Genomic DNA, 15,042 nt, shown 5'->3' with positions numbered 1-15,042 from the left:
ACATTCGCCCTGCGGGGTCTTCCATGTCCCTTCCTCCCGCAGGGCAAGGAAGTCTACGGAAGCGATTCATCGCACGAAGAAAATGCGGTAGCATTTTCGAGGAGTCTGCGCTTCCTTCCACTACGATCAACTAGGTTTTCTAGTATCATCTTTTATTATCCTACTATTATGTTGCGCTTCTTAACCCTTTTGAGATTAATGTTAATAAAAATACAAAGATTGCGGCACCGATAATGGCTGGGACGATGGCAAAGTCAGCAATGACAGGTCCCCAAGTTCCGAATAAGCCGTGACCAATCCATGCTCCGACAAGACCTGCAAGCATAGCTCCCAAGATTCCACCTGGCATGCCGCCTGGTGCAATGGCGCTTCCAATCATACCAATTACGATTGCTATAATAAGGGTGATTAATAATCCTAACATAATAATTTCCTCCTCTGATTTTTAATTGTTCAACATGTTACTGTGTATATTTCCGTCCGAAGAACTTTTTAAACTTCTTGCTTCAATTTCTCACTAAACTTTCCTTTTTCTGTGCTATGATTAAAGCATCAAAGATGGTTTATGAGAGGAGCAATTACCTTGCCAGATATCCAAGATTCCGTCATTATTTCAAAGCCTGTAGAAGAGGTATTTTCTTTTGCGGCCAACATGGACAACTCTACGAAAATAATGGAAAATGTGGTAGCTATCGAAAAATTGACAGACGGACCGCTGCAGGTTGGTTCAAAGTTTAAAGAAACCCGTGAAATTCGCGGACGTCAAGCATCCTCTATTATTGAATTTATTGAATTCAAACCGAATGAAAGATACGTGGTTCAGAGCGAGGCAAATGGCCTCAAAGTTATTTATCACTATGACTTCAAGCCTACTGTAGATGGTGGTACAAAGGTTCACTTTCAGGGGGACATCCATACTACCGGCATCGTCATGAAGCTCACCAAGCCTATCATCCGAAAAATCCTAAAAAAAGAAGACGGGGACCATTTATCCCAATTAAAGAAGGTTATAGAAGGAAATGCCGAGGGAGAAGAATCCACAATAAAAGACTAATCGGGCGGTGCAGCCCGATTTTTTTCTTATAAGCGAGGTAGCACTTTCTTGAAAAAAATACTGATTCCCATCCTATGGAGCATCGTCATTTTCACCATCTTCATACCTATCACAAGGACTCTCACTACCTACTTGCATCCTGTCGTGTTAGTGGTCCTCTTTTTTTGCCTGCTCGTTGTTAACCTAGCCATCTATTTATTTCTAACGAAACAGCAAGTGAGGATAAGATTCTTTTTTCTAGTTGGCATCTTTATTCTTTACACCCTTTCCCTTCTGGTTCTTCTTTTTTTGAGACCCAGCGAGCCGGCCTATGATAATAGCAATCTTACTCCTTTTAAAACCATTACTCTCTACCTTTCTGGCAATGCAGATTGGTTTGTTTCTTTCTATAATCTGGCTGCTAATGTAGGGTTGTTTGTCCCATTTGGCGTTTTACTGGCATTTTGTACTAGACGTTTTTTGATTAGAGCTTTCCTTCCCTTTACACTAATCTCTTGCATTGAAATTACTCAATTGCTTACGAATAGGGGTAGTCTGGATATTGATGATCTGATTTTGAATGTACTGGGGTTTTATATCGGGTATGCATTGGTTCCTATAGTGAGGAAAATTATAGAGATAAAGTAAATGAAATAACCTTGTTGAAGGTAGTGGAAGGCGCGTAGACGCCCGCGGGAGGAAAGGGACAGGGGAAACCCCCTAAGCGTTGTGAGGAGGCGCCTGGAACGAAAATCAACTGTTCTATACTATATGCTTTCCTCTCTTTTAAAAGGGCAGCCCCGTATTATTGACGAGGCTGCCTTCTTTTTGCGTATTTTTTATTTTTTTGCAAATCCTTGCTTCTCCACAAAATCCTTCACATGCATACGCTTCGGCTCTTTCAACATACCTGCCATTTGACTGGTCCATGTGTCTGAACGTTTTCCTTGTGTACGCTCGTGATAATAGGCGGAAATTGTCTGGTTGTACTCTTCCAATTGCTCTTTGAAGACCTTGTCATTCTGCTGATAAACCTCTTCGTGATAAACATTTTCCAAAGGTAAACGCGGTTTTACTCCGGTATCCTGAGCGGGGTAGCCTACTGCGAGTCCGAATAAAGGAATCGTGTTTTCCGGCATCTTCAAGAGCTCTGCCACTTCTTCCATATTCGTACGAAGACCACCGATATAGCAGATGCCAAGTCCCATGGACTCTGCCGCAATAGAAGCATTCTGTGCGGCAAGTGATGCATCAATGACTGCCACCATAAACTTTTCCGTGCTCTCAATGGAAGAGGTGACATCTGTTCTTTCCATATCACCAATTAATGCATGGCGGTGGAAATCCGCGCAGAAAATGAAGAAATGTCCATTATCCTCTACATATGATTGGTTTCCTGCAAGTTCAGCCAAGCGTTTTTTCTTGGACTTATCTTTGACTCCAATAATGGAATAGGCTTGAATAAAGCTTGACGTGGAAGCTGATTGAGCACTTTTTACAATCTTGTTTATCTGTTCGTTTGTTAGGAGTGTATCTTCAAACTTCCGTACGGATCGATGCGATAAAATCGTTTCAATAGTCTGATTCACGATGGTCCCTCCTGTGGTCTTTTTTTCATTGTACACATGGAGGTTATCCCTTTTCCACTTTAACCTCTCGGATCAGGACTTAAACCATCCATTAAAAAGGAAATGGCGGCTTCTAGTTCTTGATGAAAATCCTGTGACGGATCAAGGAATCGTTGAGTAAAGATTGTTCCAGCAATAGTCGAAATGGTAAAGCGGATTATAGTATCAGGCGGAAGCTTTTTTAACTCGCCTTTCTCTTGGAAATGTACCACCACTTTTTTAAAGTTTGGAAGGATGACTTCTCTGAAAAGGTTAAAATAAGGCTTTTGAAACTCTTCATGAAACGCGACTTCCTGAATGAAGATTTTTAGAATCGGGAAGTTCTGCTTAATGAATTCATAACGATTGTATGCCAGATTTCTAAGAAATTCCTCATAGCTGTTATACTCTCCCTCTAATACTTCCTTGGAGAAAGATTTAACGAAATGCGGGGCGATAAACTTGGCAACCGTTGGAGAAACGATGGAAAGGAGTAATTCTTTTTTCGTTTTGTAATGTCTGAATATGGTCCCTTCTGCGACTCCTGCCTTTTTGGCTATCTCGTTGGTTGAAGTAGCCGCATACCCCTTTTCTGCAAAAGTTTCAATGGCAGCCTCTAGTATTTTACGATGTTTTTCACTCAATTTCTTTTCTTCTTGATTGTCCATGCCTGCTCCTTTCCGTTTTTATTCTTACGTAGGACGATATTTTTTTAAAGCTTTTATGTTTAATAAGATAAATAATAGAGAAAATCCGAATAAAAGTAGAATATTTCTGTAGATCTCTTCTATCCCTTTCCCTCTAATCATAATATCCTTCATCGCTTCTCCTGCATAGGTTAAAGGCATCACCATGCTCACTTTTTGGAGCCAGGAAGGCATCGATTCTATAGAGAACAGTCCGGAAAAAAATACTTGCGGAACGACAACAAGTGGAATGAACTGAATCATCTGTAACTCGTTTCGGGCAAATGCTGACAACAAGGTTCCAAGTGTCAACGCAGTGATGGCAACAGTAAAGGTAACAAAAAGAATGGAAAGGATTGTTCCTGCCATTTGAATATCAAGAATGTAAATGGTAAACAGGACAATGATGCTTGATTGTAAAAGCGTAAATATTCCAAACCCTACCACATACCCTATCACAAGCTCCCATCTCTTTATAGGTGTAGCCATCAGCCGCTCCAGCGTTCCACTCGTCCGTTCCCGAAGGAAAGATACTCCCGCTATCAAAAAGACGAAAAAGAAGACGAAGAATACGATAAGAAATGGACCGATATTATCAAACATCTCCATTGACTCTGATCCATATGCATATTCTACTTCAAATGGGAGTTGTTCTTTGTTTTCAGCAGATCGGTTCATTGTTTGAAGCTTTAGGAGAATAGCTTTGTTGGTAGAGGGCTCGCTTCCCTCTAGCACTATTTTTTCCTTTGTAAGAAAAGCATCGATTTCCGACTCTTCTATTCTTTCCCATCCGTCCTCCTCACTATCTATTAAAATAAATTCCATATTTTTATCTTCAACATTAGCTTGTAGAGATTGTACCTCTCCTACCAGTCCTATATCCATGGTTGGTTCCTGATCTGTGAACACCACATTCATCAGAGTCAAAATGAGCATAGGTGCGAAAATCATTAACCCTAATGTTCTTTTATCACGAAAGAATTGGCGTAAAATCCGAATGATTACAGCCGTTATTCTCATACGGTGGCACCTCCTAAAGTTAAAAATGCATCTTCCATGCTAGTGGTACCTGTCACTCTTTGTAGTTCTTCAGTACTTCCCACCGCTAGGAGATTCCCCTCTCTTATCATCGCGAGGCGATCACATTTTTGGGCTTCATCCATTACGTGTGTAGTAACAAGTACTGCTGTGCCTCCTTGGCTAAGTGCCTTTAGTTCTTGCCAGATAGATTTCCTAAGCAAAGGATCAATACCTACTGTAGGTTCATCTAATATGAGAATTTCTGGGTTGTGAAGAAGGGAGATCGCTAGAGAGAGTCTGCGTTTCATACCGCCTGAGAATTGTTGCACAGGTTTATGGAGATGCTCACTGAGATTCACCAGCTCCATCACTTCGCCAATTCGCTTTTTTCTATCGCTCCTATTTAATTTATACAGGGACGAAAAGAATTGAAGATTCTCCTGTGCAGTCAAATCCTGATACAGCGCATCTGATTGCGCCATATATCCGATTTTCTCTGAAAGTGACAAAGTGGGCATTTTACGTGCAAGCACCTCCACCTCCCCTTTGTTAATGGGCTGTAGCCCAGCGATTGCTTTTACAAGCGTTGTTTTCCCCGCGCCTGAGGGACCAAGAAAACCGAAGATTTCTCCTTTATTAATGGTTAAGTTAATATCTTCTAGTACTTCTTGGCTGCCAAAAGAAATAGATAGATGAGATACTCTGCAAACTTGAGTTGTCATTGTTTTACCCCTCTCTAAAAGTGAGTGATTACTCACTTTTTTATTCAAACATAATAGATACACAACCTATCTGTCAAGAAGATTTATCAATATGGACATCCGCTTAAAAAAAGAAGGAATATATCTATTAGTAGAGAAATGTAAAAGAGGGATGGGATTAATTTTCGACAAAAAACTTATTAGGGGGATACGCGTGAAAGGTATTATTTCTTTTTTTAATCGTTTAATGCAACGTTATTTACCGGATCCATTCTTGTTTGTTATTATCTTAACCCTTGTGGTATTCGGGCTCGGACTTCTTTTTACTGATAGCAGTCCTGGTGATATGGTACAGCATTGGGGGAACGGTTTTTGGGCTCTTCTCGCATTCTCGATGCAGATGGTACTAGTCCTGGTTACAGGATATGTCCTGGCAAGCAGCGCCATTTTTAAAAGGTTTCTTGGTGCCTTGGCGTCTACAGCCAAATCTCCAGGAAGTGCAATTATTATCGTTACCGTTGTTTCCATCATTGCCAGCTGGATCAACTGGGGCTTTGGTCTTGTTATCGGTGCTTTATTTGCAAAGGAGCTGGCAAAGCGCGTTGAAAATGTAGATTACAGACTTTTAATTGCAAGCGCTTACAGCGGCTTTCTTGTATGGCACGGAGGATTCTCCGGTTCCATTCCGCTCACCATCGCAACAGAAGGGCATTTTTCAGAAGGTTTAATTGGGGTGATCTCCACAGATCAAACCATATTCTCCCCATTCAACCTAATCATACTGGCTGCACTTTTTGTGACACTGCCTTTATTAAACCGGTTCATGATGCCAGAAAAGGATGAAACAGTCACTGTCGACCCTTCCCTTTTAGAAGATGCATCAAGCCTGCAGGCCGCCACAGTCGAAAGATCGGAAATGACACCTGCTGAACGTTTGGAAAACAGTTGGATTTTATCTCTATCAGTATCAGTTATGGGGCTTCTATTCCTTTTCTTTTATTTTGCGGATAATGGGTTTAAACTCAATCTTGATATTGTAAACTTTCTATTCTTATTCCTTGGAATTCTGTTCCACTGGCGTCCGAAAAACTTCCTTGAATCTGTAACGAATGCAGTAAAAGGAGCTAGCGGCATTATCATCCAGTTCCCGTTCTATGCTGGGATTATGGGGATGATGACTTTATCCGGTCTTGCAGCTGTCATGTCGGAAGCGTTTGTTAACATCTCCAATGAGCAAACCTTCCATTTCTTCACATTCCTTAGCGCAGGTATTGTGAATTTTTTTGTCCCTTCAGGAGGGGGACAATGGTCCGTTCAGGCACCAGTTATGCTAGAGGCCGCACAGACAATGGGGGTTTCCGTTACAAGAACTGCACTTGCCGTAGCATGGGGAGATGCGTGGACGAACATGATCCAGCCTTTCTGGGCATTGCCTGCACTCGCTATCGCAGGGTTAAAGGCAAAAGACATTATGGGCTTTTGTGTGATTGTTCTGTTTGTCAGCGGTGCCATCATATCCTTGGCTTTCCTGCTTTTATAACAGACCGGGTATATGCCCGGCATAAAAATACCCTCTACACGTCACTGGTGTGGAGGGTATTTTTGTGGGATCTTCACACTTTTCATGATGTATAGATAAAGGGCTAATGTAGTGGTTTGAATGTAAAAGTAGAAGGGATATGAAAAGATAAACACATACCCCTCTTTGTAGTGAAATACGCCAAAATATGTAGCAATCGCCTCCATAATCAATGCAATAATTGACCACATGACAATATAGAGCATATTAAAATATCCCTTTATTTTAAGGTAGCTGTGCAAGTAAAAGAACAGGTAGCCAAAAGGTCCATATTGGATATAAGAGAGAAAATCAAACAGCTCAAAATACGAACTGTCATTTACATCATAAAAGTCAAAGGGCGGAATGCTAATGGTATGATCAAACACAATGCCACTATTAATCCCAATAATGAGAAACAGTAGGCTTAACGGTAACGGAAATCTTTTTGGCAAAAAGAAAATGAGTGCATAGCCGGCAAGTAAAGAGACAATGATGAACCACTCATTAGAGTTAAAATAAAAATCATAGTTGATAATTGGGGTTGGTCTCATTTCAAGAGCTCACCATCCCTTCTCTCGCTAGTAATCGACGGTAAAATGACGATATTCCTAAAGCTAGGACGAGATAGCATGAAGCCAATACAAATGAGATGAAAAATGACCACATATGGTACTGAATGATGGAGAAATGGATGGCCATGGCCTCGGTCAACAATGTAAAAATAACGGTGAATATCCCCGCCATAACTTTTATCCCGATTGACTTCTTGAACACCCCATTGACGAAGATGAGCAAAATCAACGGAAAAATAATATTTCGCTGAAGCCAAAAGCAAATGAACAAATGCGGCACCTTGCTGTACATAATAAGACTTAAATTCATACTGATCATCGTCAGTATGCATTTATTGATAAAAAGAAAAAACAAAAATAACATGAGGTTTTCTATAAAGAGAAGACGCTTCTTTTGGAAAAAGAAATAAGTTGCGATAAACCACGTGAAGATAAGGTAGATTACTAATTCCATGGATGGCGCCTCCTTTTGAATATTTAGGATCACAGGACTTTATACATAGTTGCACAGCAAAAAAGAGAAGCCAAATTTTGATTTTAGGCTTCTCTTTAGCATTCCTTAATATTAATTTTTCATTCGTATTTGATTTCCCATACCTTCATCTCTGAAACAGTCCCTGCGCCTGACAGCGTTACCCCCGCTGCGTCTGGTACATCAGGGAAAATCCGTGCAGTAAACACCTCTTCTCCTCCGTTCAAAAACACCTCTATAGAAGACGTATCCACATATGCACGCAATTCCGTTAATGTCTGCAGCCTGCAGCTTCGTGTTTCCCATTGCCCCGTTACAAAGTTTTTACGGTAAAGGGAAAAGACACTCACAGAAGCGTCATATGTCATTCGGGCGGTATCACTTATGTGTAGCTCAAATGATGAAACATCCTTTTTAAAAGAAAGGATCATTTCAAACGCGGCACTTCTTTCCTCAAAAAATACTTCCTCTTTTTCGTCAGAAAGTTGCATATCGTAAACAGCAACCAACGCTGTTTTTCTTACATTCGTTAGTTCTTCCACAGGAATCTGCAACAACTTCCCCTCGACCCATTTTAACTCACGCGGCAAGGTTAAAGCATGAATCCATTTGTGCGCAATGGTCGGATGCTTATCTTCATCCTGCTCAGGCACCCCCATCCAGCCGACCATCAGACGACGGCCTTTTTCATCTAAAGTGGTTTGGGGGGCATAGAATTCAAAGCCCCGGTCCAGCTCCACAAAGTCACCATGCTCAAATGAAGCTCTCTCATAGTCTAGCTTTCCAATAAAATAGCCCGCTTGGTAAACGTTTTGATACTTCATTCCTTCCGCCTTTAATCCCTGGGGCGATGCAACCAGTACATCCACGCCATCAAGCTCAAAAAGATCCGGGCACTCCCACATGTAACCGAAGTCCCCTAACCCATTCATACCAGAACCGGAAATGGCACCTAGGTGCTCCCATTTTACTAAATCAGCAGACTTTAATAGAGCCACTTTCCCTGTCAGTTCCTGACTTTGCGCACCAACGACCATGTACCAGACAGAATCTTTTTTCCACACCTTTGGATCTCGGAAATGAGCAGTATATCCTTCCGGCAACTCTACCACTGGACCTTTTTTATCAAAGGTTATGCCATCTTCTGAAACGGCCATACACTGGTAGGTTTCCCGGTTTCCAGCTGCATCTTTTACATTCCCTGTGTAAAAAAGGACCATCTTCCCGTCATGCTCTACTGCACTTCCCGAGTAGCATCCATTCTTTTCAAACCATTCGCTTGGAGCCAACGCTATCGGCTCATGCTTCCAATTCACGAGATCTCCAGAGGAATAATGCCCCCAAAATTTAGCTCCATGGCCTGTTTTGAACGGCATCCACTGATAGAAAAGATGGTAGGTACCATTCCATTGAATAAAGCCATTTGGATCATTCAATAAGCCGACAGGTGGCATGAGGTGGTAACGTAATCGGTGAGGATCGCGGTCGACAACCTCTTTGTTTTTCTCCACTTCTTCCTCTGCAAGTCTAATAAGCTCTTGCTCTCTTTCTGTCATAAAAGAAAACTCCTTTATTTTGCTAAGATTGACTGAACCTGCGCTAATGAAGGTAAGGCTGTCATTGCTCCCTTTTCAGAGGCAGCGAGGGATCCAGAAACACTTGCGAAAGACGCCATTTCCACAGCCTTCTCAACGGTTATGGTACGGATATCCCCTTCCCACTCATTTGCCGTATAAAGTATGCCAGAAACAAACGCATCCCCAGCGCCCGTCGTATCCACTGTTGTCACCTTGCGTGCCGGCACATGCTGATATCCTTCACGAATGAAAACATAACTGCCTTCTGATCCAAGTGTCACAAGTAAAAGCGGGATTTCGTATGCTGCTAATTTCTCCGCACCTTTTTCGATATCCTTTTCACCAGTAATGAATTCTAATTCTTCTTCGGATATTTTTAAGATATCAGCATATGGAAGCATAGAAACAATCTGTTCTTTCGCGGATTCCTCGCTGTCCCAAAGGCCAAGGCGTAAATTCGGATCATAGGAAACGATAAGACCTTTTTCTTTAGCAAGCTTCACCGCTTTGATAGTAGCACTTCTTGTTGGTTCGCTTATAAGGGAAATGGAGCCAAAATGCAGGATTTTATTTTCATCAAAAAGCGTCTCATCTATCTCATCATCTGTTAAAAAGCGATCTGCACTTGGATTGATATAGAAGTCAAAGCTGCGCTCTCCGTTTTCCAATGTAACGAATACAACACCTGTACGAATGTCGTCGGTCAATAACATCGAGCTTGTGTTAACTCCGTAGTCTGCCAGTGTATTTTTTAGAAATCTTCCCAGCACGTCGTTTCCAACTTTCCCGATAAAAGTGGATTTAGCTTCTAGACGTGCAACACCTACTGCTACGTTTGCCGGGGCTCCACCTGGGCTTTTCTGATAAGTGATATTGTCTGGGTCGAGCGGGATAAAATCAATGAGTGCTTCTCCTAGTGAGATGATTCCTTTTTTCACGGGGTGGCCCCTCCTTTATGTTTAAGGTGGTCTTACTATTATCGAAACTTGTAGCTGTTGCTTGGAGCAAAAGGCGAAGACTCCGGCGGGAGGTAGCGGTAGCTTGAGACCCCACAGCGCAGCGAGGAGGCTCAAGCACACGCCCCGCGGAAAGCGAAGCCATTTGCGGAAAGCAACAGCGGTGTCAAATTGAATATTATTTTACGTCTTCTTCCTTAATACCCATAAACCATGTGGCAATAAAGGCACCTACTACTGCAATGGCGAACCCGATAAGATAATTCACGACATTGACAGTGCCAAACTCGACAAGGATGGCGATCATCGGAATACCTGTCAGGCCGTACGCATTTGCGACAACATTCGTAAATACCACATAAGCTCCACCTAACGCACCACCTATGGCAGCTCCGATAAATGGCTTACGATACCTCAAGTTTACTCCAAAAATAACTGGTTCTGTAATACCGAGAAAAGCTGATAAAGCGGCAGGTAATGCTAACTCTTTCGTTTTCGCACGCTTTGCTAAGAAGTAAACAGCCAGCCCTGCTCCACCTTGTGCCACATTGGCCATGGACCAGATTGGCAAGAGGTAGTTGAGGCCGAGTTCTGCCAAAAGGCCTGCTTCAATCGCATGAAAACTGTGATGAACCCCTGTAATAACAATCAAGGAGTACATTCCACCAAAAATAAGTCCAGCAAACACACTGCCATATTCATACACAAAATTAAGTACAACTGTGATGCCGGAACCGACGGCATTTCCTAACGGTCCGATAGCAAGAAGGGTGATGAATCCAGTTAATATGACTGTTACAAATGGCGTGACGAGTAAATCTATTGCACTCGGAACTATTTTACGCAGATTCTTTTCAATAAAGCTCATTACAAGAACAGCGAGAAGAACCGGTACAACGGTTCCTTGGTAACCAATTAATGCAACATCAAGCCCCATAAAATCCATGTATTCTGGCTTTGCTTCGGCAAGACCCCAAGGATTTAAGAGATCAGGGTGTGTCATGATTCCCCCAATTACTGCTCCAAGGAACGGATTTCCTCCAAATTCTTTTGCCGCACTATAGCCGAGCAAGATTGGGAGAATAATAAATGCGGCGCTTGAGAACATGTTTAGCATTTTCACAAAGGAACTGTCCGCAGCGACCCAGCCGAATGTTGTTACCATTCCGAGTAACCCCATTAGAAGGCCGCTTGCCACGATGGCAGGGATGATTGGTACGAAAATGTTGGATAACGTTCTTGCAAAACGAGCGAACGGGTTCATCTTCTTTTTCGCTGCTTCTGCATGATCTTGAGTATCCTTATCCTTCAGGCCCACTTCTTCCGCAAATTCAGCGTACACTTTATTTACTATTCCTGTGCCAAAAATAACTTGGAACTGTCCGGAACTTGCAAATGCCCCTTTCACTCCGTCAAGCTCTTCTATTTGGTCACGGTTTGCTGTTGCTTTTTCATCGTCTTTTAATACTAGTCTTAGACGAGTCGCGCAGTGTGTCGCACTGATGACATTGTCTGTACCACCAAGCAGCGGGATCAAGTCTTTTGCTATCTTGTTATAATTCATGATGAGCACCTCTTTTTCCTATGATTTTTTACTATTCCGGTGAATATTGGTTACTTTTTTTGCTGAAGTAAGGGGAGATTCGTCTAAAATCAGGTTGATTTTTGAGATATCCATTGTAAATGAGATTTATCCATTGTAAGTAGGATTTATCCACGCTACAGACGAACTTATCCATTGTAAAATTGTTTTATCCATCCTAACCGACCATTTATCCATTATTGGTGTTACAGCCGTGTCCGTAACCTAACTTCGAAACAAAAAACAAAAGACCCAAAACCTGCAAGATGGTAGAGTGGTCCCTACGTTCTTACCTGTTTTAGGTCTTGCCTGCTTTACCAGTCACAATCCTGTATATACATGTTAGCGAATACGTTTTCATTTTAAACAGTTCGACGAAATTCGTCAACAGCTTAACACGTCTTATTTTTCTGTCAATCGTTGAATATGAAGGGTGATATATCCGACCTCTGATAAAGGAAAATGAATGTCATATTCTGCATCCAAAAAATCGGCCATTTTCTGCGCCGTTCCAAATGCTTTCCCAAATTTCATCTGAAGTAATTCCAGCATTTCAGGGTCCATAGAGTGAAACGGCTCTCCTGCTTCCACACGATTAATCGCGAACCTTAGATGTGTTAACAACCGTTGATAATTAATGGAAGTTTCCTCAATCTTCACTCTAAATTCATTCTCGATGATCTCAATTGCTTCACGGATGATGCTAGCCAGCTGCATGGTGTTTGCCATGCTTTTAGAACCCATTTTGGCCGTATGAAGATGTAGGGCAATATGTCCCACTTCATCATCTGGAATGCTAACACCTAGACGCTCCTTAATCAACCTCTGCGCCCATAGGCCAATTTCGTATTCCGGCTTATAAAGGACCCTTATTTCATTCAATAATTTATTTTGAATGGTGTATCCTTTTTCCAACCGCTCAATTGCAAAAGATAAATGGTCTGTTAAAGAGATATGAATGTGGTTGCTCAAAGGAACCATCAGCTTGCCTTCTGCATAACTAATAATTTCCTCGGCTACATCTATATGTTCAACAGGTAGGGTGGAAAGCAACTCCTGAAACTTGTCACTTTCCTCCTTCATCACAAAAATCTTTTCAATTTTACTACGGTCCACCAAATCGTTTTTGCGCTTTTGGAAGCCGACACCAAGTCCCATCACGATTTTCTCTTGATCATCTTCTTTGACGACAACCGAGTTATTGTTTAATACTTTACTTATTCTCAATCTTGTCTCTCCCCAATGTAACCGCCCTGTTTTAACTTCTATTATAACCAATCAAAGAGGCTATACAAAGCAGTTACACGCCTGTGGAAAAGAAAACAAGATAGCAATAGGAAAATTATGCTTTAATATTCCAATCCATCAATGCTGTTTCGCCTTTTGTTGCTGTTTTGGCAGCATGTTTTGTTACTGTATCAATGATATCCCCATTTGTCAGGATAACAGGTGTTACGATGCTTTTTGCTTTTTCGTTAATAAGGTCGATATCAAACGTTAGCAAAGGTGTGCCTACTTTTACTTTGTCACCAACTTCCACAAGTCCTTCAAAACCTTCCCCTTTCATGCCGACTGTTTCAAGACCTACGTGGATCAGTACTTCCACTCCTGTCTCTGACTTGATTCCAATTGCGTGTTTTGTGGGGAAAAATTGCACGATTTCTCCGTTTACTGGGGATACAACTGTTCCTTCTGTTGGCTCGATCGCGATACCGTCCCCCATCATTTTTTGCGCAAATACAGGATCTGGAACATCTTCTAGGGGTACCACTTTACCTGTAATTGGAGCTACTAACATTTCTTCTGTTTTTACTTCTTCTTTTCCACCAAAAAGTTTTTTGAAAAATGACATGGTTTTTTTCCTCCTATTGTCGGAATTGTGCGGAAATAGAAAAAGACCCAATACGCTACTCTTTAGGGGAGTATGCGTATTAGGTCTTGCCTGCTTTACCAGTCACAATCCTACATGTGTGTGTTTTATTATTTTTGGCTCTGTTAAACACGCTGTTGCTTTCCGCATTGGGCTTCGCTTTCCGCGGGGCGGTGCTTGAGCCTCCTCGGCAAGCCTGCGGGGTCTCAACCTACCGCTACCTCCCGCCGGAGTCTTCGCCCTATGCTCCAACCAACAGCTATCGAATCGTCTTTAACGGAGCTATTATGTTATTAAGGTAAGACAGATTAGCATGTTTGTCAATTAATACGTGAGGGTGCCTTTGACTAGCTTTTCCCAGTCTGGGTAAAGATCGTTGCGGCGGTCTCTCCAGGTGGTGACAGAACCGGCTTCTCTTACTTTATGTAAGAGGGTTATGTCTAGATCACCAGTAACAATCATATCTGTGTTTAGCTCCCCTTCTGCCACAATACCTCGAGGAGGAAACGGAACATCATTTGGCGAAATGATCGCCGCTTGTCCAAAGTTACCTCGCATAAAATCGACCGTAGGAAGCGAACCAATCGTTCCTGTTGTCACCACGTAGATTTGATTCTCTATCGTGCGCGCGTGGCATGAATATCTGACACGGTGGAACCCGTGACGGTCATCTGTACAGGAAGGACAGAATACCACATCCGCACCCATCGCCTTCACAAGCCTTACCGCTTCTGGAAATTCAATATCATAGCAAGTCAGCATCGAAATGGTGCCAAAATCGGTATGGAAAATTTGCAAGTCTTCACCTGGGGTCAGTCCCCATTCATACATTTCTGTTGGTGTTAAATGTAACTTCGCTTGTGTCGCAATGCGGCCATCCGGGTAAAAGAGGTGGGCTGCGTTATAAAGTTTGCCTTCTTTTTCGATGATGTGGGTACCTCCGATGATATGCATACCAGTCTGGATGGCAATTCCACTGAAGAGCTGTTGATAGTGTTCGGTGTATGTTGGCAAATCGTGAATTGATTGCTCTCTTCCATCCACCGGGAAAGAAATTAGTTGAGTCGTTAAAAACTCGGGGAAAAGAACGAAATCCGCATCAAATTCAGCAGCGGTTTTCACATAATGAATAACTTGATTTGCAAACTCATCAAAGCTTGAGATTGTGTGCAATGGATATTGCACAGCAGAAGCACGAAACTTCATGAAAGCAGGCCCCCCTTAAATCTATGTAAACCATTTATTTTCAAAGTTTTGTTACAACTAGTCTATTATAAGGGATAGGAAGCAAAAGTCTCAATGTTAGATTTGTGGGATATTATGGTATCTTAGTTTGTGTTCTTAGGAGTGGGGGAGGCAGGCAATCAGAGAGTCAATTCGTGTCATTACATGTCGATTTCTTGAT

General features: G+C 42.1%; 16 protein-coding genes. 3 read left to right on the top strand and 13 right to left on the bottom strand.

The window, feature by feature from the left end:
- Positions 1–166: 166 nt before the first annotated feature.
- A complete protein-coding gene (locus AAV98_RS11875; protein ID WP_060665779.1) occupies positions 167–424 on the bottom strand; it encodes a GlsB/YeaQ/YmgE family stress response membrane protein in 258 nt (85 codons plus the stop codon).
- A gap of 159 nt (positions 425–583) precedes the next feature.
- Here AAV98_RS11875 and AAV98_RS11870 point away from each other — a divergent pair, with 159 nt between their 5' ends.
- Complete coding sequence (locus tag AAV98_RS11870; protein WP_082380875.1) at positions 584–1,054, top strand: SRPBCC family protein; 471 nt, start codon at positions 584–586, stop codon at positions 1,052–1,054.
- Positions 1,055–1,102: 48 nt separating this feature from the next.
- Positions 1,103–1,681: a VanZ family protein gene (locus tag AAV98_RS11865; RefSeq protein WP_060665777.1), complete on the top strand. Its 579-nt coding sequence runs from the start codon at positions 1,103–1,105 to the stop codon at positions 1,679–1,681.
- Between the two features lie 191 nt (positions 1,682–1,872).
- Here the strand turns inward: AAV98_RS11865 and nfsA are convergent, their stop codons facing one another.
- The 4 genes from nfsA to ccmA are packed head-to-tail and all read right to left on the bottom strand — an operon-like array spanning position 1,873 to position 5,068.
- Positions 1,873–2,622 carry an oxygen-insensitive NADPH nitroreductase gene (gene nfsA / locus AAV98_RS11860; protein ID WP_060665776.1) on the bottom strand — a complete coding sequence of 250 codons (750 nt, stop codon included), beginning with the start codon at positions 2,620–2,622 and terminating at the stop codon, positions 1,873–1,875.
- A gap of 59 nt (positions 2,623–2,681) precedes the next feature.
- Positions 2,682–3,308, bottom strand: a complete 627-nt coding sequence (locus AAV98_RS11855) for a TetR/AcrR family transcriptional regulator (RefSeq protein ID WP_060665775.1) — start codon at positions 3,306–3,308, stop codon at positions 2,682–2,684.
- A gap of 24 nt (positions 3,309–3,332) precedes the next feature.
- Entirely contained in the window at positions 3,333–4,346 is a 1,014-nt protein-coding gene (locus tag AAV98_RS11850; protein WP_060665774.1) for an ABC transporter permease, read from the bottom strand.
- On the bottom strand, positions 4,343–5,068 hold the full coding sequence (gene ccmA / locus AAV98_RS11845; protein ID WP_060665773.1) for a heme ABC exporter ATP-binding protein CcmA: 726 nt from the start codon (positions 5,066–5,068) through the stop codon (positions 4,343–4,345). Before ccmA ends, AAV98_RS11850 begins: the two co-directional genes overlap by 4 nt.
- 193 nt (positions 5,069–5,261) lie before the next feature.
- Between ccmA and AAV98_RS11840 the strand changes: the two genes are divergently transcribed.
- Complete coding sequence (locus AAV98_RS11840; RefSeq protein WP_060665788.1) at positions 5,262–6,587, top strand: short-chain fatty acid transporter; 1,326 nt, start codon at positions 5,262–5,264, stop codon at positions 6,585–6,587.
- 41 nt (positions 6,588–6,628) lie between these two features.
- Here the strand turns inward: AAV98_RS11840 and AAV98_RS11835 are convergent, their stop codons facing one another.
- The 8 genes from AAV98_RS11835 to AAV98_RS11800 form a co-directional block, all read right to left on the bottom strand.
- Positions 6,629–7,159 (bottom strand): hypothetical protein, encoded by a 531-nt coding sequence (locus AAV98_RS11835; RefSeq protein WP_060665772.1) that lies wholly within the window; start codon positions 7,157–7,159, stop codon positions 6,629–6,631.
- A gap of 1 nt (position 7,160) precedes the next feature.
- A complete protein-coding gene (locus AAV98_RS11830; protein ID WP_060665771.1) occupies positions 7,161–7,634 on the bottom strand; it encodes a hypothetical protein in 474 nt (157 codons plus the stop codon).
- Positions 7,635–7,753: 119 nt separating this feature from the next.
- Complete coding sequence (locus AAV98_RS11825; RefSeq protein ID WP_060665770.1) at positions 7,754–9,208, bottom strand: sucrose-6-phosphate hydrolase; 1,455 nt, start codon at positions 9,206–9,208, stop codon at positions 7,754–7,756.
- A 14-nt stretch (positions 9,209–9,222) separates the two neighbouring features.
- A complete protein-coding gene (locus AAV98_RS11820; protein WP_060665769.1) occupies positions 9,223–10,167 on the bottom strand; it encodes an aminoimidazole riboside kinase in 945 nt (314 codons plus the stop codon).
- Positions 10,168–10,363: 196 nt separating this feature from the next.
- Positions 10,364–11,749, bottom strand: coding sequence for a sucrose-specific PTS transporter subunit IIBC (locus AAV98_RS11815; RefSeq protein ID WP_060665768.1), 1,386 nt, complete (start codon positions 11,747–11,749; stop codon positions 10,364–10,366).
- Positions 11,750–12,169: 420 nt separating this feature from the next.
- The gene (locus AAV98_RS11810; protein WP_060665767.1) at positions 12,170–12,994 is read right to left on the bottom strand and encodes a PRD domain-containing protein; all 825 of its coding nucleotides are present in this window, start codon (positions 12,992–12,994) and stop codon (positions 12,170–12,172) included.
- A 115-nt stretch (positions 12,995–13,109) separates the two neighbouring features.
- Positions 13,110–13,619 carry a PTS sugar transporter subunit IIA gene (locus AAV98_RS11805; protein WP_060665766.1) on the bottom strand — a complete coding sequence of 170 codons (510 nt, stop codon included), beginning with the start codon at positions 13,617–13,619 and terminating at the stop codon, positions 13,110–13,112.
- Between the two features lie 342 nt (positions 13,620–13,961).
- Positions 13,962–14,843, bottom strand: coding sequence for a carbon-nitrogen hydrolase family protein (locus AAV98_RS11800; RefSeq protein WP_060665765.1), 882 nt, complete (start codon positions 14,841–14,843; stop codon positions 13,962–13,964).
- Positions 14,844–15,042: the final 199 nt, after the last annotated feature.

It is taken from the genome of Bacillus sp. CHD6a, from assembly GCF_001293645.1.
In the GTDB taxonomy this organism is placed as follows: domain Bacteria; phylum Bacillota; class Bacilli; order Bacillales; family Bacillaceae_I; genus Sutcliffiella_A.
The sequence above is the reverse complement of the archived record's forward strand: the minus strand, read 5'-3'. Positions and strand labels throughout refer to the sequence as shown.